Origin of the sequence: Streptomyces sp. NPDC060366, from assembly GCF_042725135.1 — a bacterium.
GTDB lineage: Bacteria > Actinomycetota > Actinomycetes > Streptomycetales > Streptomycetaceae > Streptomyces.
The window spans coordinates 148,176-169,833 of sequence record NZ_JBHXDC010000009.1; the positions used below are offsets into that span (position 1 = coordinate 148,176).

Below are 21,658 nucleotides of genomic sequence, written 5' to 3' on the forward strand. Positions count from 1 at the left end.
GGTCGAGGGCCGACCTCGCCCAGGGCTCAACGGGCATCGGGCGCACCCTCCACGCCGGTGGTGACGGCGCCGTCGCGACCGGTGGTGGGACCGGTGGTGAGCAGGACGCGCGCCGTGCTGATACCGCCGGCGGGCAGGTCGGCCGGGGTGGTGGCGACGTACAGCACGTCGCGCCCGGCCTCGCGGAGCCGGTCGAGAACCGCGTCGAAGGTGGTGGCCGTCGCGTCGGCGGCGACCGGCTCGGCGGTCAACAGGACGGTCGCGGCGGCGAGTTCACCCATCAGCGGATCGCCGGTGTCGACCGCGGTCGCCGGGTCCTCGGCGCCGAGCTGCACCTGGCCGATGAGGTCGCGCAGCGCGGAGCACGCGGCCGCGGTCCGGGAGAGCCCGGCGGCGACGGCCCAGCGTCCCAGCCCTTCGGGCCGGTCCCCGTCCACGCCGCCCGTCTCGCGGGCCAGTACGACATGGGCGCCGGAGTGCTCCTGCTCGCCGAGGTCGACGAGTTCGGCCCGGATCCCCACGTTCGGCACGGACTTGAGCAGGAACACCAGCTCCGGGTCGGCGTCCGGCTCACCGGCCGCCGGGGAGGTGACGAGCGCGCCGCGCGCCTCGCCCCGCACCGCGCGCAGCAGCGCGCCGTGGGCGAGCGCCGACAGCAGACCGCGGCCCGCCGCCTCCTGCGGGGTGGGGCCCGCGCCCGCTCCGGCGGTGGTCGCCTGGTGCAGACGCTCGGTGTTGTACGGGCCGAAGGGCCTTACGGCGGCGGCCGGTACCTTCACGGACTCCTTGGTCAGCAGCGACGTCGCGGTGAGCCAGGCGCCGACCGCCCCGGCGCCCGCGCCGGTGCCGCTGCCCGTCGTCAGACGGTCGGGGACGACCCCTTCGTCGGGTGCCGGTGAGCCGGGCGCGACGATCTCGGGGGTGATGGGCACGACGTGCTCGACGTACGCCTCGGCCGCCGCGTACAGCGCGCGCAGCCGGGCGCCCGCCAGGTGGTGCACGTCGAAGGCGGCGATCCGCCTGCGCGGTCCGTGGCCGACGGCCAGCTCGACGCGGCTGATCTTGAGCGGGGTCTGGGTGAGGCTCTCGTCGTCGTACCGGCTGAAGACACCGGTGAAGGGGCGCACCAGCACCGTACTGATCCGGTTGAGGTCCTCGACCAGCGCCTCGGCGTCGCCGGCGCTCTCCACGGTCGGCGTGACGGGCGGGGTAAGTCCGCCGGGCGGCGCGGGGCGCGGGGCCACGGCGGCGGGCGCGCACAGCGCGCAGCGCGGGTGGGACTGGACGGGCTCGGCCATGACGTCGAGGGATTCGAGGTCCTGGACGAGGACCTGCCCCTCGGTCTCGGCGGGCAGCACGCCGGTGGTGAGGCGGAAGATCTCGTAGCCGAGGAGGTTGCCGGACATCGCGGCGACGGGGCCGGTCGGTGCGGACCGTCCCGAGGCGCCGCCGGTGGCGCCGCCCGCGACCTCGCTCCAGATGTCGGCGGCCGTACCGGCGTCGGTGTTGCCACCGAGGCGCAGCACCGCGCAGGACCAGCAGCCGGTCGAACCCGCCTTGCTGAGCGGGCCGGTGACCGACCTGCGGCCGAACGTCCAGGCGGGGATGAGGGTGGTGCCCTCCGGCACGCCCGCGAGAAGCAGGGCGTGGGTGCGGGCGGAGGCGTCGGGTCCGGTCACGACGACGACGTCGTAGCCGTCGAGTGCGGTCCAGCCGGGGTGCGCGGTGAGGCTGTCGAGGGTCACCGGGCAGTCCTGGGCGGCCAGTTCGGCGATCTCGGCGAGCAGGGTCGGGTCGCTGTCGGCGTCGCCTTCGACGGCGAGGCCGGCGCAGCCGTTGCGGACGAGGCTGAGCGCGCACCAGCGGGCGACGGGGCCGGTGCCGAGGATCGCGACACGGGTGGTGCGGTAGCGGCGGAAGCGGGCGAGGGCGCCGTCGGCGTAGTGGTCCGCGTACGCGATCTGGGCGGCGAAGCGGGTGGTGACCGCGTCGGTGAGGACGTCGGGGGCAGGGGCGCCGGACGCGTCCGAGGCGTCGGGGCCGGTCTCGTCCTCGGGTATGTCGCGGGCGAAGCCGCGCTCGTACAGCGTCTTGACCAGTTCGGCGGCCATGGCCTGCTGGGCGGGGCCGAAGCCCTGGCAGATGTCGCCGAGCCGGTGGTGGCCGGCGAGGTGCGGCACCATCAGCGAGGCGAACCGGTAGGCGGTGCGGCCGGTGAGGTGGAAGCCGCCGTCGGCGTTGTGGAAGAGGACCCCGCCGGGCGTCTCGGTGAACAGCACGTCCCGGCGGACTCGGGGTCTGGTGCCCGCGAGGGAGTCGAAGGCGGACACGGCGGGCGCCACCGGGGTCTGTGCCGAGGCAGCCGAAGCATCCGAGGCCGAAGCGGACGCCGTCTCGGTCTGTTGTGCCGCCGGAGGCGCGACGGCCGTGGGAGTCGCTGTCGCTTCTGCAGCCATGGGATTCACACCTTCTGTATCGGTCGGGATCGAAACGGCGCGGTTCTTCGCGCGTACACACGGAGCAGTTCGTGCACCCGGTACGGGCCGGGCGGCCCTTCTTCCAGCAGTCCGGCGTCGGCGAGCCGGTCCAGTACGTCGTCCGCCTCGACGGGGGACATCCCGAGCACCCGCACGCCGTCCTCGGCCGTGAAGTGGTCGGGGATCTGCGCGGCGACCTTCAGGAACGCCTCGACGAGCCGCGGGTCGAGCCGGTCGAGCGCCCCGCCCAGTACCCGGTGCACCGACAGCTCGGGCGAGTCGGCGAGCGAGAGCCGTGCCAGCGGGTCCTCCGCCAGCCAGCTCACCGAGTCGGCCAGCCGCAGCGCCGGCCGGGTGAGCAGCCGGGCCGACATGATGCGCAGCGCGAGCGGATGGTGACCGCAGGCTTCGGCGAGGCGGCGGGCCTCCTCCGGTTCCGCGTCGACGCGTTCGGCGCCGAGGACGGCGACCAGCAGCGCGTACGACTCCTCCTCGGTGAAGGTGCCGAGCCGCAGCACCCAGCCGCCGTGGGTGGCGACCAGACCGGCGAGACCGCGCCGGCTGGTGACGATCACCGCGCCGTCGGCGCCGGCCGGCAGCAGCGGCCTGACCTGGTCGGCGTCGACCACGTCGTCCAGCACGAGCAGGGCGCGTTCGCCGCGCACCTGGTCGCGCAGGGCGGCCGCCACCTCGGCGGCCGCGTCTTCGGGGCTGCGTGGCGTACCGTCCGGGCCGACCATCCGCACCATGAACAGCCCTGCGGGGAAGCTGTCCTTGACCTGGTGGGCGAGGTGCCGGGCCAGCGCGGTCTTCCCGATTCCGGGTGCCCCCGACACCAGGAGGGTGACGGGTTCATGGCCGGTCGCGGTCAGCCGCTCCAGCAGGGCGGTCGTCTCGGCCGCGCGCCCGGTGAAGGAGTGCACGGCCGCGACGGGTTCCACCACGGCCGACGGCGGCGCGGCGGGGGCGGTGGTGTGGCGGCGCTCGCCACCGCCGGCGGAGACGTACGCGGGGCCGGCGGGGTGGCGGTCGTCGGCGGGCCCCAGGTCCTCGCCGCGCAGGATGGCCAGTTCCAGCCGGCGCAGCGCGGGCGACGGGTCCACCCCCAACTCGTCGTGCAGATACTCCTTCACCATCCGGTACTCGGCGAGCGCCTCGGTCTGACGGCCCGTGCGGTACAGGGCCTCGATGAGCTGTTCCCGGAACCGCTCATGGCCGGGGTGGGCCCGGCTGGCGCTCCACAGCTCGACCAGCGCCTCGCCGCAGCGGCCGAGCAGCAGTTTGAGATCGCAGGCGCGCTCCAGGGTCCGCAGCCGCTCCTCGACGAGCCGGGGGACTTCGTCGCGGTGCAGTACGTCGGAGCGGACGTTGGCCAGGACGGAGCCCTCCCACAACGACAACGCGCCTTTGAGCACGTGCAGTTCACTCTCCGGGTCGGCGACGTCGGCGGCACGCCGTACCTCTTCCCGGAAGCCGATCAGATCGAGATGCCGGGGCCCGGCCGTGATCCGGTATCCGCCGGGCACGGCCTCGATGGGGGTCTCGGTCACCCCGTGCTTGGTGAACAGACGGCGCAGCCGCAGTACGCACGTCTGGAGAGCGGCACGGGAGGTGGCGGGCTGTTCCTCGCCCCACATGGTCCGCTGCAGGTAGTCGGCGGAGACGACCGTGTTGGCATGCAGGAGCAGTGAGGCGAGGAGAATGGTGGGCTTGGACGGCTGGAGGACGACGGTGTCGGGACCGTCCGTGATGCTGAGCGGCCCGAGGAGCTGAAACCGCACCGACTACGCCTAGTCCCAGCCGTTGACAAGCTTGCAGAGCGTCAGGGCCTCGCCGGCCACCGTCTCGGGGACGAAGACGGCGGCCGACTGGCACGCCGTCACCGGGTCGGGCGCGCTCGGCCCGGCGACGCGGGCGGAGGCCGAGGCGGTCCCCGCGGACAGGGTCAGTGCGGCCGTACAGACACCAAGAGCGAGTGCGGTTCGTGCGGTACGGACGGTGCGAGCGGTGCGCGAACGGGCCATGATCTTCTTGGAGTTGCAGTGCGGTACACCGAGCACAATTCCCCCTGTTGAATCGTTCCGTCGGACCGGATCGCTTTCCGGTGGCACGACCATGGCAGCGGGTGTCTCGAAATGGGGGGCCGGGGCGTGTCAGCTTGTTGCATCTACGCGCGCAGCTTGTTGTCAGCACCGCTCTGACCTGGGAAGACAAAATCGGCTCCGATGGGCGTCGAGGACGCCCACCGGAGCCGAAAATCACCTAGGCCGTGCCGGTGGCGGCGGGTCGGTCACCGCCGGGCACCACCGGGCACCGCTAATCCGTGGCGATCGCATTCAGGACGTTCATGCGGCCGGCCCGGAACGCCGGGACGAGCGCGGCGAACAGTCCCACGAAGGCCGAGGCCACGAACACCCCGATGATGGTCGGCCACGGGATCTCCAGGACTCCCAACCCCTCCAGGGCGAGGAGCTTCTGTGCCGCCGTGCCCCAGCCCATACCCAGACCGAGTCCGAGCAGGGCTCCGAAGAGGGCGATGACGACCGACTCCAGACGGATCATCCGCCGCAGTTGACGGCGCGACAGGCCGATGGCCCGCAGCAGTCCGATCTCCCGGGTCCGCTCCACGACCGAGAGCGCGAGGGTGTTCACCACACCCAGCACTGCGACGATGATCGCGAGTCCGAGCAGACCGTAGACGATGTTGAGCAGTTGGCCGATCTGGTCCTTCAGATCCTGCTTGAAGTCCGTCTGGTCCTGGACCTTGTACTGCGGGTACGCCGCGAGCGAGTCCTTCAGCGCCGCGTACGCCTCCTTCTCCTTGCCGTCCTCGGCCGCCGCGAACATGATCACGTTCTTCGGCATCTTCTCGGCCGGCAGATACCGCTCGGCGGTCGCTATGGACAGGTACTTGGCGCCCTTGTCCACCGACACGTCGTCCGACGTGATCGCCGCGACCTTGAGCTTCGCGCTCTCGCCGCCCTTGAACGCGACGGTCAGCTCGTCCCCGACCTTGACGCCGTGCTCCTCGGCGAAGATGTCGCCGACGGACATGGAGTCCTTGTCGTAGGCGGCGGACAGCTCACCCGCGACGGTCTCGCGGCGCAGATCCTGCGCGTACGTCGAGTCGGCCGCCGCCAGGTCCTCGCTGACGGTCTTCCCGTCGGGCGTGGTCAGCTTGGCCTCGACCATCTTGTACTCGGTGACGTGCGCGATTCCCGGGGCCTTCTCCAGCGCCTCCTGGGCCTGCGGCACGATCGGCTGGCCGGTGTCGGACTGGATGATGAAGTCCGCGCCGACGGTCTTGTCCAGCTCGTCCGTCGCCGAGGCGACCATCGACGAACCGACCACCGACAGACACGCCACCAGGGCCAGGCCGATCATCAGGGCCGCGCCCGTGGCTCCCGTACGCCGCGGGTTGCGCAGCGCGTTGCGCTCGGCCATCCGGCCGACCGGGCCGAAGCCCCGCAGCACCACGGTGCTCAGGATCCGGACGAAGAAGCCGGCGAGCAGCGGGCCGATGACGACGAAGCCGATGAGCGTGAGAACGACGCCCACGCCGAGGAACAGCGAGCCCTCACTAGCCTTCTCGGCTTGCGTCGAGACGAGCAGCGCGGCGACACCACCGGCGGTGAGGAGCAGACCGATCGTGCCCCGGATCCGTCCGGCGCGGCCGTCGGCCGGTGTCCCGGCGTCACGCAGCGCCGCCATCGGCGAGATCTTCCCGGCCCTGCGGGCCGGTATGTAGGCGGCGAGGACGGTGACGACGACGCCGAGCACCAGCCCGATCGCGGGAGTCGTCCACTTCACGGTGAGGTCCTGGGTGGACAGCTCCATCCCCATGGACGACATCAGTTCCATCAGACCCACGGCCAGTCCCACACCCGCGGCGACACCGGCGATGGAGCCGACGACGCCGAGCAGGACGGCCTCCAGCAGCACCGAGCGGTTGACCTGCTTACGGCTGGACCCGATGGCCCGCATCAGGCCGATCTCGCGGGTCCGCTGGGCGACCAGCATGGAGAAGGTGTTGACGATCAGGAAGATGCCGACGAGGAAGGCGATTCCGGCGAAGCCGAGCATCGCGTACTTCATCACGTCGAGGAACGAACCGACGCTGTCCCGGCCCGCGTCCGCCATCTCCTTCTGCGTCTGGAGCTTGTACGTGCCCCCGAGCGATCCCGCCAGGTCCGCCTTCAGCCGGGCGTCGCTCACCCCGTCGTCGGCCACGACGTTGACTTGCGTGAACAGACCGGTCTCGCCGAGGAGTCCACGCTGGGCGGTCTCGGTGTCGAAGTAGAGGATGGTGGCGCCCGGGTTGGTCACCTTGAAGGTGGCGATGCCGACGATCTTCGCCTTGAGGTCGCCCGTGACCACGATGGTGCGCAGCTCGTCGCCGAGCTTCAGGTCGTGCTTGTCCGCGGTGTCGGCGTCGACCATGACCTCGGTGGGACCGCGCGGGGCGTGCCCGGAGGTGATCTCCATCGACCTGAGGTCGTTGTCCGTCCAGTTGCCGGCGATCGTCGGGGCGCCGGACGTCGCGCCCACGTTCTTGTTCTCCGTGTCGACGACCGTGACACTCATGCTGCTGACCGCGCCCTCGGCGGACTTCACGCCCGGCGACTTCTCCACGCGTCCGACGACGGAGGCCGGCAGCGACTCGGGCTTGCCGGTCTGCGACGGCGCTTCGTCGGCCGCCGCCGCGCCCTTGGGGCTGACGGTGACGTCGGACGACGTCGAGGCGAAGAGTTTGTCGAACGTGGTGTTCATCGTGTCCGTGAAGACGAGCGTCCCCGAGACGAACGCCACCGACAGCAGGACGGCGACGGCGGAGAGCACCATGCGGCCCTTGTGCGCGAGGAAGTTGCGCACGGAAGTCTTGACGACGGTCACGACGTCCGCCCCCGAGCGTCGAAGTTCTTCATGCGGTCGAGGACCTGCTCGGCGGTCGGGCTGCGCATCTCGTCGACGATCCGGCCGTCGGCGAGATACAGCACCCGGTCCGCGTAGGAGGCGGCGACCGGGTCGTGCGTGACCATCACCATGGTCTGTCCCAGCTCGTCCACCGACTTGCGCAGGAAGTTCAGCACCTCGGCGCCGGCCCGTGAGTCCAGGTTTCCGGTCGGCTCGTCACCGAAGATGATCTCGGGACGGGCGGCGAGCGCGCGGGCGACGGCCACGCGCTGCTGCTGGCCGCCGGAGAGCTGGGTGGGCCGGTGCTTGAGCCGCTCGGCCAGACCGACGGTCTCCACCACCCGCTGGAGCCACTGCCGGTCGGGCTTGCGGCCCGCTATGTCCATGGGCAGCGTGATGTTCTCCAGGGCGTTCAGCGTCGGCAGCAGGTTGTAGGCCTGGAAGATGAAGCCGATCCGGTCCCTGCGCAGCTGCGTGAGCTTCTTGTCCTTGAGCTTCGTGATCTCGGTCTCGTCGAGATAGATCTCCCCCGAAGTCACGGTGTCGAGCCCGGCGAGGCAGTGCATCAGCGTCGACTTGCCGGAGCCGGACGGGCCCATGATCGCGGTGAACTGCCCGCGGGCGATGTCCACATCGACATGGTCGAGCGCGACGATCCGGGTCTCCCCCGAGCCGTAGGCCTTGACGACCTGCCGCGCTCGCGCGGCGACGGCCAAACGCCCTCCCGTGCCCCCGTGCTTGGGGATGGTCATAGCCGTTGTCACGGTAAATCTCCTAAGTCCGTTGATAATCAGGCGTCGTGAGGCACGCTGCGCGCCCCGCGCTGTGTGGTGGTGTGGTGACGTGTCGGTGATGCGGCGGGTGGTCGCGCGACGTGGTGTCGCGCGACCGGCCGTCGTGCGGCAGGTGGGCCGGTGAGTGGTCCCGCCGGCTCCGACTTGAGTCTGCGCGCCCGAGCCCCTCCGGCGCGCTGGGGAAAAACTCAGACTTCTGCTGGGGTTTTCCTCAGGATTTCCGGGTGGTAGCCCCCCTCGGGCCCGCTCCCCCTCACCGCCCGGCCCCCCGACCGGCCCCCCGCGGTGTAAGACCAACTTAAAGAATGGGCACCCCTCTTCTCCTCCTCCAGCGGGACGAACCGTCCCTGGCCGTAAGTAGGGAGAACCACCTAAGGGCTCTCCACCCTCAGGTGGAGCCGCCCTGAGGGTTCCCTCCGGGGTCGAAGGCTGCACCCTGCCGCGACGAGAGGGTCAAGTGAGATGGTGTCCGGGGAGATACCTGCATAGGGAAGGGATCCTGTGACCGCCATACCCGAGCGCGCCGCACCCGAGCGCCGCCGCGGTCCCGTCGTCGCCGCCCTCATGCTCGGCATGGCGCTGGCCGCGCTCGACGGCACGATCCTCTCCACCGCCGTCCCGCAGATCGTCGGAGACCTCGGCGGCTTCTCCGTCTTCTCCTGGCTCTTCTCCGGCTACCTGCTCGCCGCGACGGTCACCCTCCCCGTGTACGGAAAGCTCTCCGACACCTTCGGCCGCAAGCCCGTGCTGATCGCGGGCATCATCCTCTTCCTCATCGGCTCCGTCCTCTGCGCCACCGCGTGGAACATGGGGTCCCTGATCGCCTTCCGCGTCGTCCAGGGCCTCGGCGGCGGCGCGATCCAGGGCACCGTGCAGACCATCGCCGCCGACCTCTACCCCCTGAAGGAACGCCCCAAGATCCAGGCCAAGCTCTCCACCGTCTGGGCCACGTCCTCCATCGCGGGCCCGGCGGTCGGCGGACTGCTCGCGGGGTACGCCGACTGGCGCTGGATCTTCCTGATCAATCTGCCGGTGGGCGCGCTCGCGCTGTACCTGACCGTCCGCCACCTCCACGAGCCCGGCCGCACGCGCACCCGCGAGAGGGGGGACACCGCGCGTACGAAGCGGGGTCCCCGCGCCGCGACCGGCACCCGGCCCCGTATCGACTGGGCGGGCGCGCTCGCCGTCTTCGCCACCGGCACGCTCCTGGTCACCGCCCTCGTACAGGGCGGTGTCGCCTGGCCCTGGCTCTCCGCCCCCTCGATCGCGCTCCTCGGCGGCAGCGCGCTGCTCGCCGTCGTGACCTTCCTCGTCGAACGGCGCGCGGCCGAACCGATCATCCCCGGCTGGGTCTGGCGCCGCCGCCCCATCGCCGCCGTCAACCTCGCGCTGGGCGCGCTCGGGCTGCTGATGATCGCCCCGACGGTCTTCCTGCCGACGTACGCCCAGTCCGTCCTCGGCCTCGGACCGATAGCCGCCGGCTTCGTCCTCTCCGCGATGACCCTGACCTGGCCGATCAGCGCGGCCCTCTCCGACCGCGTCTACAACCGCGTGGGCTTCCGCCGCACCGCGATCACCGGCATGTCCTTCGCCCTGCTGGTCCTGCTGGCCTTCCCCCTGCTGCCCTTCCCCGGCCAGGCATGGCAGCCCGCGCTGCTGATGCTGCTGCTCGGCGCGGCGCTCGGGCTGTTCCAACTCCCGCTGATCATCGCCGTACAGGGGACGGTCGGCTGGTCGGAGCGCGGTACGGCCACCGCGTCGATACTCTTCTGCCGCCAGCTCGGCCAGAGCGTCGGCGCCGCGCTCTTCGGGGCGCTGGCCAACGGCATCCTCACCAACAAGCTCGCCGACGCGCCCGGCAGCGGCCTCCCGCGCGACCTCGACTCCGTGGCACACGCCCTGGACGACCCGGCGGCCCTCACCGCCCGCGCGGCCGACTTCCTGCGCCGCGCGGTCGACTCGGCGGTCGACGCCGTCTTCCTGGGAGCGGCCGGCGCCGCCGCGCTCTGCCTGCTGGTGCTCCTCTTCGTGGCGCCGCGCCGCTTCCCCGTCCACCAGGACCCCACACCGGATCCGGCCCCGGACGCGCGGCCCAGCAAGGCGACCGACCCCGCCACGGACGCCTCCTGAAGAACGGGCTCCTCCTTAAGAGGATCCTCGATCGGCGGACGGACCGGCCTCGGCCTCCGCAGGAGCCCGGCCCGTCAACGCCGCCAGGCTGTTGCGCACATGCGTCATCCGCGCCTGCACCTCCTCACGGATCTCGGTGTGCTCCCGCAGGATCCGCTCCGTCTCCCGCAGCGTCCGCTCCTGCGCCGCCCGTGCCCGCCCGATCAACTCCTCGGCGCGCGCGGCCGCGTCCTCCCGGATGTGCCGGGCGTTCTCCTCCGCCTCCGCGAAAGCACGCCTTGCGTCCGCGAGTCGAGCGTCCGAGCGGGTCGCCACCTCCGTCTGCTGGGCCTCCTCGGCCGCGTCCCGGTCGGTGAACTCCCGTTCCGTCGCGGCCAGTCGCTCCGCGTGCTCCCGCGACAACTCGGTGAGCAGCGCCTCCGTACGCTGCCGGATCTCGTCGAAACGGGCCAGCGCCGCGCCCCGTACGCCCTCGGCGTCCCGGCGCGCGGCCGTCCGCAGCTCGTCGGCCGCGTCCCGCGCGCCCTCCAACGTCCGCGCCGCGTGCGCGTCCGCGTCGGCCGTGACCGCCTCCGCGTGCGCGCGGGCCGCCTCGCGCGTCCGCCGGCCACCGTCGTCCGCCTCGTCGGACAGAGCCTGCGCGTCCTCCCGAGCGGCCGTGCGCGCCGCGTCCGCCTCCTCGGCGGCCAGAGCCAGGATCTGCCGGGCGCGGTCGCTCAGGGAGTCGTACGTCTGCGGCGGCAGGGCCTCGACCTGCCGCCGCAGCAGCTCGACCTCCACCTCCAGACGCTCGGCGAGCTCCGTGAGCCGCCGCTCGTGCGCCTGGGCGTCCTCCCGGTCCCCGGCCAGTTCCGTGACCCGCCGGTCGACCTGCTCGGGGCGGTAACCACGGCCCCGGACGGGATCGAAACCGTGAGCCGAAGCCCGTGCAGCAGCCATTCGTGAAGCCTCTCTCCGACCGATGGTGACGAGATGAGACGTCCTTACGAAACGCCCCACCCGTCCATCCTTCTCAAGGATGCGGCATTTGACGCCGGGTGCCTGACTCCGCTTCCGTACCGATGACGCGGCCGACGCGTTCAAGCCATTCCCGATCCCGGTGCCGGAACGGCGAAGGCGCCCACCGTGAACCACGGGGGCGCCTGCGCGCGGGGTCGTACGTGGCGGATCTCACCGCCCGGTCGGCGTCGCCAAACCGGCTCCGTACGGTCGGAGCACCGCCGGGTCGATCAGAGCAGCCCGTCCCACATCTGCTCCAGCAGCACCGACCACCAGCTCTCCGGCGACGACAGCGCCGCCGGGTCGATCGCGGCGAGCTGCGCCTGGAAATCGACCGTCCAGCGACCTGCCTGCTCCGGATTCAGACCGAAACGCAGCCGCCACATGCGGCCGAGCAGCGCCATCGAGCGAGTGAACTCCGGCAGTCCGGTGTTCACGAACTGCGGCGGGATCGTCTGACCGCCCGGACCCGTCTCGACCGACACGGCCATGATGTGCGCCGTGCCGTACTGGACACAGATCGCGCGGCCGAAGTCGCTGCCCATCACCAGGTACGAGCCCGCGTCCGCCGCCGGCTGCACCTGCCGCTGCGCGGCCAGCTCGGCCAGCGTCGGCACCACCGGCTGCGGGGGCTGCGCCCAGAAGAACGGGCCGAAGTCGCCCGGCAGCCCCGCCCACACGAGCGTGCGCGCAACGACTTCCGGTACGCCCTGACGGGACACCGCCCGCTGGTCGAAGCGGCAGATGCCCTGCGGGCCGAACGCGCCCGCCAGCTCCTGCGCGATCGCCTCAGGCGGGACCGGCTGCGCGGGCGGCACCTGCGGCAGCGGGGCGCGTACCGGGGCCGGCCGCGCCGGACCGTCCGCGACCTGGTGCAACTCGCCCTGGTGGGTGAGCAGATGCTGCATGCCCTGCTGGCGGCTGGAGTGGTCCCTGCCGTACGGGGCGACGCTGGTGATCCGCACCTGGGGCCAGGTCTCGCGGATCATCCGCGCGCAGTAACCACCGGGCAGCTCGCAGGACTCCAGCTCCGTGTGGAGTTCGAGCACCTGCTGCGGCGGCACGTTCATGGCGCGCAGCTCGTGCAGTATCTGCCACTCGGGGTGCGGAGTGCCGGGCGCCGAACGGCGGATGAGCTGGGCCTCGGAGCCGTCGGGCGCGCGGTAGCGCAGTACGGCCTGATAGCCGGGGCCGACCGTCGGCATGCCGGCGGCCTGTTGCGGATAGCCGTACGAGCCGGGCGGGGCACCGGGAGGCGCACCGGGCGGGCCGGGCGGATGCGGACCGGGGGCACCGGGCGGCGGGCCGGGTACGGCACCGGGGCCGGCCAGCATCGTCGCGGCGTGGTGGACACCACCGGGCGGCGGCGTCCCAGGAGCACCGGGAGCGCCGGGGGCGCCTGGAGGACCGGGCGGCATCCCAGGAGGCACGCCCGGAACACCGTGCTGACCGCCCTGGCTCGGGTCCGCCAGCATCGTCGCCGCATGGTGGACACCACCGGGCGGCGGCGTCCCAGGAGCACCGGGGGGACCAGGCGGACCCGGCGGCATGCCGGGAGCGCCCGGAGCACCGGGCGGACCCGGAGGACCCGGAGGACGAGGACCGCCCGACGACGGGGACTGACCACCCTGGCTCGGATCCGCGAACATCGTCGCCGCGTGATGCACACCACCGGGCGGCGGCGTACCGGGAGCACCAGGGGCGCCGGGAGCGCCCGGAGGACCGGGCGGCTGCGGACCACCCGGACCGCCGGGACCGAGGTGCGGGGCGAGCTGTGTCGGCTGGTACCCACCGGCCGGGGCGCCGGGAGGACCGGGCGGGCCGGGAACCCCGGGCACGCCGGGAGCACCGGGCGGCGGCGGGGTCGTGGAGCCCGCGCCACGCGCACCGCGCGGCGGCGCCGTCGCCTTGCTCGTCGCCGCGTCGGCGATGTCACCGGGACCGGAACCGGGGCCGGGCGCACTCGGCCCGCCCCGATCGGGAGTCCCCGAGCCGAGAGCCGGGGCCATGGCCGTACGCGGCAGTTGACTGCCACCCGACATCAGCGCCGTCGGCGCCTCGGCCGCCACACCGGGCGGCGGCGTGTCGTCGTCCGCGCCCGAGAGCGGCGGCGCGAAGACCGTCGCCGGAAGGCCCACCGACACGTCCTCACCGGCGGCGTTGGTGTCCGTACCGGCCCAGGGAGTCGCCCCGGCCTGCGGCGCGGCGCCGGACCCCGCGGGCCCGTGATCCCCACTGCGGTCGGCGTCGGGCCACGGCGAACTGCTGCTCTGCGACGCCGAGACCGGCGCCGCGGGCGCACCCTGCCCGTACCCGCCACCACCGGAGGAACCCGCGCCGGGGCCCGAGCCCGCTGACGAGCCCGCGCCCGACGACGAGGACGACGCCGAGGGCCCCCCGGGAACACCCATCCTGTCCGCCGCGTCCTGCAACCACTCCGGCGGCGTCAACAGGAACGACGTCTGATTCAGATCGATGCGCTGCGGCGCCTGCGGCGGCTCCGGGGCCTGCGCCTGCGACCCGTACTCCTCCTCGTACCGCCGGATCACCTCACCCACCGGCAGCCCCGGCCACAGCGTCGCCTCACCGCTGTCCCTCGCGATCACCAGCCGCTGGAGCCCGCCGTCCGACCTCGGACCGTCCGCGCGGTCCTCGGCCCACACCACGAACCCCAGCTCGAACTCCCGCACCCGCACCTCACGGTGCTGATACGCGGGCACGTCGCCGTTGACCCACTCGTCCGCGCGTTCCTGCGCCTGAGCGAATGTCACCATCGCGCTCATCCCTCCACCGGGACGGCGCGGGCGAAGCCGCCGTCCACCATCAGGTTCGCCACCGTGTCCAGCTCCGGCGGATTGCCCGCCAGTCGTGTGAGGAAGGCGTCGAAGTCCTCACCGCAGGGCAGCAGCAGGCGCTCGACCCGCTCCTGCACACTCCAGCCGTCCCGGTCGCGTGCGTCGTCGTACGCGCAGAACCACACCGAACCGGCCGACTCGCCCCGCACCTTCACCGCGAGGATGCCGCCCTGGACGAACGCCACGCCCAGATAGTCCTTGGTCAGATGGTCCCGCAGACACTTGTTGACGTACAACAGGTCGTTGACCGCCGCCTCTTCACGCACCGTGAAGAACGGCTGGTCCACCAGCAGCCCCAGCTCCGCGTCCAGCGCCGCGCCCACCGGGGCGCAGCCGCCCGCCGCCTTGAGGAAGGTGCGGTACGCGCCGGGCAGCCGGTAGCCGAGGTCCTCCTCGACACCGAGCAACTGCTGCTCGGTCACGGACACCGAACTCTTCGGCAGCCCGAAGTGCACCGGCCGCGTCTCCTGAAGAGGACGCGTTCCGCGCTTGCCGTGATCCACCGGAGTCGTCGCCAGCCCGCCGTGATGGCGCAGCAGCGCCTTCACCTCCACCGGCACCAGCAGCAGCCGGCGCGATCCCGGCGCGTGGTGCCAGGTCCAGCCGTGCGGGGTCGCCACGGCGGGGATCGTGTCCCACAGTTCATGGCCGTCGGCGTGCAGCGCGGCGTTGGCAGACACGTAGTCCGTGAGCCGCAACTCGTCGACGCCGAACCCCTCGGGGGGCTCGGCGATCTCGGCGGCGGCGCGCGCGTACGGCGAGAAGTCCGGGAAGCCGTTGCCGTCCACCGGCACACCCCTGGGGTGGCGGGAGGCCCGGACGGGGTCCGGGAAAAGCACGACCTGCCCGGCATAGGCCGCATTCGGTGGCGCGGCTTGCTGCCCGAGCCGACCTGTCGTCATGGCGGATGCCCCCTGCTGGCTTCTGACTGGTTCGGCACAGCCTATGCGGTGAAGCAACAGGGGACGCTGCCCCTCCGTTCCGTCGACGGCCCTCGCCACGGCACTCGTTCGGGTGCCGGTGACAACGGGTCACCGCAGGTCACGCAGCGGCGACGCCACGCCCCGAACCCGCCCCGGCTTCCCCACGACGTGTCACATTTGGCAGGCTGTCCCCCGCAACTCGGGGGATTGCGTGGGGATTGCGTAGGGAGGGACAACGCTTTGCACACAGCACAACAGGACACATCGGGAGATCCTCGACTCGGTTCACCGAGCCGCCCGGGAGCGACGCCGGGGCGCCCTGTCACGGACATCGCCGGGACCGGCCGGCCCGGCACCACCGCCGGGACCTCGGACGGGCCGCTGAACCGGACTTCGGACGGGACCACCGGGACCGCGGCCGGCGAGACCTCCGGAGACCCGCGCCTCAGCTGGAGCAGCACCGAACCGCACCGACCGCCCGTACTGCGGCAGCGCCGCGACGGAATCCTGCCCGCCGTCGCCGCCGCGCTCTCCGTGCGTGGTGAAAATCTCACCTGCACCGCGGGCAAGGCCGACCAACCGCCCGCCCTGCATCCCCTCGTACAGGACTTCCTGGACACCCTCACCAGCGGCCAGCGTGAACGATTCACCGGACGCTGCCCCGAAGCCATCCTGCTGTCCCGGCACCTGACCGCCGTCGAGGGCGCCCGCTCCAAACGCGCCCAGCGCAAACCCCTCACCACCGGCGAGGCCCGCCGCTCCCTCAAGCACGCCAAACTCACCGCACGCCGCATCCGTGAGGACGGCGACCCGCTCCACGGCAGTTACGCGCCGCCCTGCCGCTCCTGTACGGCGATGCTCGCCCAGTTCGGCGTACGCCCCGTCGACCCGACGCAGAACGGCTGACGACCCCGTGCCCGATCTCACCACGACCCGCTTCCCCGTCGCCGTCGACGCCGCCCTGCGCGAAGCCGGCTGGCAGCCGGGCCGCTGGGACATGCGGCAGGCAGAGGAGTGGGCGGACGCGCTGCGCGCCCACGTCACCCCGGCGGGACACATGCACGCCGTGTTCGCGGCCGTCGTCGAGATCTGGGCGGAGTTCGGCGGGCTGACCGTGACCGGGCCCGGACCCGGGCGGCAGATCGCCCCCACGTCCGTACGGTTCGACCCGCTGGCCGGCATCCATCTCGCCCGTACCCTCGGGGACCTCGGACGCTCCCTGGACACCGAGATCAGCCCCATCGGTGAGGAAGGCGACGGCCGGGCCGTGGTCGCCGTCGACGCGACGGGACGCGTCTACTCCATCGACCACACCGGCGACTGGTACCTCGGCCCGCACATCGACCACGCGCTCGCGGCGCTGGTGACCGGAACGCAGCCGCAACGGCTCACATCGAACTGAGCGCCCCTTCGAACCGAGCGCCCCTACGCGGCGTCCCGGTACGGCAGCACCGCCGACACCCGGAAACCTCCCGCGTCCGTCTCGCCGGACACGAACACCCCGCCCAGCGCGAGCACCCGCTCCCGCATCCCCACCAGCCCGTTCCCGCCACTGGGCAGCCCGGCGTCGGCCTCGCCGTACGAGGGACCGTTCTCCACCTGCATCGCGATCTCGGCCTCCCGGTGCGCCAGCCGCACCATCACCTTCGCCCCCGCAGCGTGCTTGTGCACATTCGTCAGCGCCTCCTGCACCACCCGGTACGCCGTCTGCTCCACCTCCGGCGCGTACACCCGCGTCACCCCCTGCACCGCGAGCTCCACGACCATCCCGGCGTCGCGCGACTGACCCACCAGCGCCTCGATGTCCTCCATACCGGGGCCGTCGTCCGCCGCCGCGGCCGCTGCCGCCGCGGCGGCGACACCCACCGACGCCAACGGCACCGTCGAACGGTCCGCACCCGCCACCTTCCGCGCCGCCTGCTGCTCCCCCGCCCGCAGCACACCCAGCATCTCCCGCAGCTCCGTCAGCGCCTGCCGCCCCATGTCCCCCACCAGCGCGGCGTTCTTCACGGCCTTCTGCGGATCCTTCAACGCCACCGCCTGCAACGCGGCGGCGTGCACCACCATCAGACTCACCCGGTGCGCCACCACGTCGTGCATCTCACGCGCGATACGCGTGCGCTCCTCCGTACGAGCCCACTCCGCCCGCTGCTCGGCCCGGTCGGCCAGCAGCGACAACTCCTGCTCCAGACTGTCCGCCCGCTCCCGCAGGCTCTCCATCAGCCGGCGCCTGGCCCCCACGTAGAGACCGAGGAGCACGGGCGGCAACGACATGCTCAGCGCCATGAAGACGGCGATGAGCGGGATGTACCAGCGGGCGGAGTCGATGTCCACGCCACTGACGTCCTGCCGCGTCCGTACGAAGACGACGATGAGCGTCCCCACGAGCGACATCCCGGCGAGCGCGCCGATGATGCGGCGGGGCGCGTCGGACGCGGCGAGCGTGTACAGCCCGACGATCGCGAGCAGCACGCCCATCTCGGCCGGTGTGACGGCGACGGAGACCAGCACGACGGTCATCGGCCACCGCCGCCGCAACAGCAGCACGGACCCGACCAACACGCCGAAAACGACCCCGAGAGCGACCGGCAGCTGAGCACTGCCCGCGAACCGGATCCCCTCGAACGCGCACTCCAGGGCGGACACGACGGCCAGCCCCACATCCAGCACGACGCTGCGGCGCCGTCTCCACCACCAGAAGCCGCGAGTGGTCAAACCCTCGGCCTCCTGGGGTGCCCCCGTTGTGGTCATACCTCCCAGCCTACGGGCGGCCGCGACCCAATTTCCGGCGAGTGCGAACCGCCGTCCACGCAGGCGCCCGGTCGCCCCCGTCACCAAGAGCGCCGATCTATGACGTCGCGTGGACAGCACCCGGTACGGCATAGTGTTGGGTGCAGAATCAACGACCTGACAGAATGTCCGTTTAGGTCACAATGTTCCCCCGTGGTGTAATTGGCAGCACTGTGGCTTTTGGTGCCATCTGTCCAGGTTCGAGTCCTGGCGGGGGAGCCGGCTTTCTCGGGTCCTGACCTCTCCGGTCAGGACCCGCCTTCGTTTCCGTCCCGAAACCCCCCGGTATCCTGCGGATGTCCGCCACGCCAAGCATCCGAAGCCGAAGGGCATTCCCGTGAGCGCCAATCGCCCGGCCGCCGTCGTCGTCCTCGCAGCGGGTGAGGGCACCCGCATGAAGTCGAAGACACCCAAGGTTCTGCACGAGATCTGCGGGCGCTCGCTCGTCGGTCATGTCGTCTCCGCCGCGCGTGAGCTGGAGCCGGAGCATCTCGTCGTCGTCGTCGGGCACGCGCGGGAGCTGGTCGAGGGGCATCTGGCCGCCTCGTACGACGGGGTGCGGACCGCCTTCCAGGCCGAGCAGAACGGCACCGGGCACGCCGTCCGGATGGCCGTCGAGGAGCTGGGGCAGGCCCCCGACGGCACCGTCGTCGTCGTGTGCGGCGACACCCCGCTGCTGTCCGGCTCGACGCTCGCCGCGCTCGCCGCGCAGCACGAGAAGGACGGCAACGCCGTCACCGTGCTGACCGCCGAGGTGCCGGACGCGACCGGTTACGGGCGGATCGTGCGGGACGAGGCGAGCGGCGCCGTCGTAGGGATCGTGGAGCACAAGGACGCGACGGACGAGCAGCTCGCGGTGCGGGAGATCAACTCGGGGGTGTTCGCCTTCGACGGTCGGCTGCTCGCGGACGCGCTCGGCAAGGTCCGTACGGACAACAGCCAGGGCGAGGAGTATCTGACCGACGTCCTCGGCATCCTGCGGTCGGCGGGGCACCGCGTCGGCGCCTCGGTGGCCGGTGATCACCGGGAGATCCTGGGCATCAACAACCGCGTACAACTGGCCGCGGCGCGCGGGCTGCTGAACGAGCGGCTGCTGGAGCGGGCGATGACGGCCGGCGTGACCGTGGTGGACCCGGGGTCGGTGCTGATCGATGTGACGGTGACGTACGAGCCGGACTCGATCGTGCACCCGGGTACGCAGCTGCTGGGCGCGACGCATCTGTCGGAGGGCGCGGAGGTGGGTCCCAACTCGCGGCTTACGGACACGAAGGTGGGCGTGGGCGCCCGGGTGGACAACACGGTGGCCATCGACGCGGAGGTGGGCGAGTCGGCCTCGGTGGGCCCGTTCGCGTATCTGCGTCCGGGCACGAAGCTCGGCGTGAGGTCGAAGGCCGGGACGTTCGTCGAGATGAAGAAGGCGACGATCGGCGCCGGTTCGAAGGTGCCGCACCTGAGTTACGTGGGTGACGCGACGATCGGTGAGCAGACGAACATCGGTGCGGCGAGCGTGTTCGTGAACTACGACGGCGAGTCGAAGCACCACACGACGATCGGCTCGCACTGCAAGACGGGCTCGGACAACATGTTTGTGGCGCCTGTCACTGTCGGGGACGGTGCTTACACCGCCGCCGGGTCGGTCATCACGAAGGACGTCCCGTCGGGTTCGCTGGCCGTCGCGCGGGGCCAGCAAAGGAATATCGAGGGTTGGGTGGCCCGAAAGCGGCCTGGCAGTGCCGCCGCGCAGGCCGCCGCCGCCGCGGCCGAGGAGCTCGCGGTCGAAAGCTGACCGGAAACAGGCGCCTCGTGCAGCGCGTACCGTGATAGATGCTCACGTTCGGCTGGCTCGCAGGGACGCGCGGGCTCAGCGGCAATCAACACGTCTGAGGAGACTGTGCTGTGACCGGGATCAAGACGACCGGCGAGAAGAAGCTGATGCTCTTTTCCGGCCGCGCCCACCCCGAGCTGGCCGAGGCTGTCGCCCATACGCTGGGTGTCGGGATAGTGCCGACCAAGGCGTTCGATTTCGCCAACGGTGAGATCTACGTGCGCTATCAGGAGTCGGCTCGTGGTGCGGACTGTTTTCTGATCCAGAGCCACACGGCTCCGATCAATAAATGGATCATGGAACAGTTGATCATGATCGACGCTCTGAAGCGGGCCTCCGCCCGGAGCATCACGGTGATCGTTCCCTTCTACGGATACGCCCGGCAGGACAAGAAGCACCGTGGGCGCGAGCCGATCTCGGCCCGCATGGTGGCGGACCTGATGAAGACGGCGGGCGCGCACCGCATTCTGACCGTGGACCTCCACACGGACCAGATCCAGGGCTTCTTCGACGGTCCGGTGGACCATCTGTTCGCGCTGCCGATCCTGGCGGACTACGTGGCGACGAAGGTCGACCGGTCGAAGCTGACGGTGGTCTCGCCGGACGCCGGCCGTGTACGGGTGGCGGACCGCTGGTGCGACCGGCTGGACGCGCCGCTGGCGATCGTGCACAAGCGTCGCGACAAGGATGTCGCGAACGAGGTGACGGTCCATGAGGTCGTGGGCAACGTCGAGGGCCGGGTCTGTGTCCTGGTGGACGACATGATCGACACCGGTGGCACGATCTGCGCCGCCGCGGACGCGCTGTTCGCGCACGGCGCCGAGGACGTCATCGTGACGGCGACGCACGGTGTGCTGTCCGGTCCGGCCGGGGACCGGCTGAAGAATTCGAAGGTGAGCGAGTTCATCTTCACGGACACGCTGCCGGACCCGGGCAATCTGGAGATGGACAAGATCACGGTGCTGTCGATCGCGCCGACGATCGCGCGTGCGGTGCGTGAGGTGTTCGAGGACGGTTCGGTGACCAGCCTCTTCGACGAGCAGGCGTAGCACAGCCCCCGCACCGGTTCTGAAGATCGATTTCTGGGCGGCCTCCCCGCCGGGTAGACTCACGGAGTTGCTCGGCGAGGGAGGCCGCTTTCATTCGCGGCTGTCCGTTATCGACGCGCTCTTCGTAGCAGGCCTGTCGTGGCCGGGTGACCACCAGTCTCATCGTCACCTATGTGTCATCTACGAGGAGTGCAGCCATGGCTGAGGTCAAGATCAGCGCTGAGGTCCGGTCCGAGTTCGGCAAGGGCGCCGCCCGCCGTACCCGTCGTGAGAACAAGGTTCCCGCGGTCATCTACGGTCACGGCGCCGACCCCGTTCACATCTCCCTGCCGGGTCACGACCTGATGATGGCGCTCAAGACGGCCAACGCCCTCCTGAGCATCGACATCGAGGGCCGCAAGGAGCTCGTGATCCCCAAGGCCGTCCAGCGTGACGCGCTCAAGGGCTTCATCAAGCACGTCGACCTGCTCGCGGTGAAGCTCGGCGAGAAGGTCACGGTCGAGGTCGCGGTGCACACCGAGGGCGAGCTGGCCCCGGGTCCGTTCCTGCTGGAGAACGTGCTGAGCACCCTGACCGTCGAGGCCGAGGCGACGCACATCCCCGAGTCCGTCACGGTCTCCGTCGAGGGCCTGGAGGCCGGTGCCTCCATCCTGGCGAAGGATGTCCCGCTGCCCGAGGGCACGACGCTGGTGACCGACGAGGACGCGGTCGTCATCCAGATCCTGGCCGCGCAGGCCGAGGAGCCGAGTGCCGAGGACGCGGCCGACGAGGCCGCCGCCGAGGTCTGAGCCTCCGCCCGGATGTGAGTTTCCGCCGGATCCTGAGATCCGGCGGGTTTCCGAGAAAAACGCTTTGCCCGACGGGGTGGCGGGCCGGTGCCCGCCACCCCGTTCTTCTTCGTC

General features: G+C 71.5%; 15 protein-coding genes and 1 tRNA gene. 7 read left to right on the plus strand and 9 right to left on the minus strand.

Annotated features, from left to right (window positions below):
- Positions 1–26: 26 nt before the first annotated feature.
- From ACFWHU_RS22685 to ACFWHU_RS22705, 5 genes are all read right to left on the minus strand, one after another.
- On the minus strand, positions 27–2,456 hold the full coding sequence (locus ACFWHU_RS22685; RefSeq protein ID WP_387226684.1) for a TOMM precursor leader peptide-binding protein: 2,430 nt from the start codon (positions 2,454–2,456) through the stop codon (positions 27–29).
- Positions 2,457–2,461: 5 nt separating this feature from the next.
- The gene (locus ACFWHU_RS22690) at positions 2,462–4,258 is read right to left on the minus strand and encodes a BTAD domain-containing putative transcriptional regulator (protein WP_385797284.1); all 1,797 of its coding nucleotides are present in this window, start codon (positions 4,256–4,258) and stop codon (positions 2,462–2,464) included.
- A gap of 9 nt (positions 4,259–4,267) precedes the next feature.
- Positions 4,268–4,537, minus strand: a complete 270-nt coding sequence (locus ACFWHU_RS22695) for a hypothetical protein (protein WP_387226686.1) — start codon at positions 4,535–4,537, stop codon at positions 4,268–4,270.
- A gap of 256 nt (positions 4,538–4,793) precedes the next feature.
- A complete protein-coding gene (locus tag ACFWHU_RS22700) occupies positions 4,794–7,370 on the minus strand; it encodes an ABC transporter permease (RefSeq protein ID WP_387226688.1) in 2,577 nt (858 codons plus the stop codon).
- Positions 7,367–8,155, minus strand: a complete 789-nt coding sequence (locus ACFWHU_RS22705; RefSeq protein ID WP_387226690.1) for an ABC transporter ATP-binding protein — start codon at positions 8,153–8,155, stop codon at positions 7,367–7,369. Before ACFWHU_RS22705 ends, ACFWHU_RS22700 begins: the two co-directional genes overlap by 4 nt.
- A 594-nt stretch (positions 8,156–8,749) precedes the next feature.
- Here ACFWHU_RS22705 and ACFWHU_RS22710 point away from each other — a divergent pair.
- Positions 8,750–10,315 carry an MFS transporter gene (locus ACFWHU_RS22710; RefSeq protein WP_387226925.1) on the plus strand — a complete coding sequence of 522 codons (1,566 nt, stop codon included), beginning with the start codon at positions 8,750–8,752 and terminating at the stop codon, positions 10,313–10,315.
- Positions 10,316–10,330: 15 nt separating this feature from the next.
- On the opposite strand, the gene ACFWHU_RS22715 is transcribed toward ACFWHU_RS22710, so the two are convergent.
- The 3 genes from ACFWHU_RS22715 to ACFWHU_RS22725 form a co-directional block, all read right to left on the minus strand.
- Positions 10,331–11,254: a cellulose-binding protein gene (locus tag ACFWHU_RS22715; protein WP_387226692.1), complete on the minus strand. Its 924-nt coding sequence runs from the start codon at positions 11,252–11,254 to the stop codon at positions 10,331–10,333.
- 290 nt (positions 11,255–11,544) lie between these two features.
- Positions 11,545–14,088 (minus strand): SUKH-4 family immunity protein, encoded by a 2,544-nt coding sequence (locus ACFWHU_RS22720; RefSeq protein WP_387226694.1) that lies wholly within the window; start codon positions 14,086–14,088, stop codon positions 11,545–11,547.
- A 5-nt stretch (positions 14,089–14,093) separates the two neighbouring features.
- Positions 14,094–15,071 (minus strand): SMI1/KNR4 family protein, encoded by a 978-nt coding sequence (locus ACFWHU_RS22725; RefSeq protein ID WP_385797298.1) that lies wholly within the window; start codon positions 15,069–15,071, stop codon positions 14,094–14,096.
- Between the two features lie 402 nt (positions 15,072–15,473).
- Here ACFWHU_RS22725 and ACFWHU_RS22730 point away from each other — a divergent pair, with 402 nt between their 5' ends.
- On the plus strand, positions 15,474–15,998 hold the full coding sequence (locus ACFWHU_RS22730) for a YwqJ-related putative deaminase (protein ID WP_385797384.1): 525 nt from the start codon (positions 15,474–15,476) through the stop codon (positions 15,996–15,998).
- A 7-nt stretch (positions 15,999–16,005) separates the two neighbouring features.
- Entirely contained in the window at positions 16,006–16,494 is a 489-nt protein-coding gene (locus ACFWHU_RS22735) for an SUKH-3 domain-containing protein (protein WP_385797300.1), read from the plus strand.
- 23 nt (positions 16,495–16,517) lie between these two features.
- Here the strand turns inward: ACFWHU_RS22735 and ACFWHU_RS22740 are convergent, their stop codons facing one another.
- Positions 16,518–17,843, minus strand: a complete 1,326-nt coding sequence (locus ACFWHU_RS22740; RefSeq protein WP_385797303.1) for a sensor histidine kinase — start codon at positions 17,841–17,843, stop codon at positions 16,518–16,520.
- Positions 17,844–18,029: 186 nt separating this feature from the next.
- On the opposite strand from ACFWHU_RS22740, the gene ACFWHU_RS22745 reads away from it, so the two are divergent.
- From ACFWHU_RS22745 to ACFWHU_RS22760, 4 genes are all read left to right on the plus strand, one after another.
- Positions 18,030–18,101 (plus strand) — tRNA-Gln (locus tag ACFWHU_RS22745).
- A gap of 118 nt (positions 18,102–18,219) precedes the next feature.
- A complete protein-coding gene (glmU, locus tag ACFWHU_RS22750) occupies positions 18,220–19,668 on the plus strand; it encodes a bifunctional UDP-N-acetylglucosamine diphosphorylase/glucosamine-1-phosphate N-acetyltransferase GlmU (RefSeq protein WP_385797308.1) in 1,449 nt (482 codons plus the stop codon).
- 110 nt (positions 19,669–19,778) lie between these two features.
- Positions 19,779–20,756, plus strand: coding sequence for a ribose-phosphate diphosphokinase (locus ACFWHU_RS22755; protein ID WP_385797310.1), 978 nt, complete (start codon positions 19,779–19,781; stop codon positions 20,754–20,756).
- Positions 20,757–20,953: 197 nt separating this feature from the next.
- Complete coding sequence (locus tag ACFWHU_RS22760) at positions 20,954–21,544, plus strand: 50S ribosomal protein L25/general stress protein Ctc (protein ID WP_385797313.1); 591 nt, start codon at positions 20,954–20,956, stop codon at positions 21,542–21,544.
- Positions 21,545–21,658 lie beyond the last annotated feature (114 nt).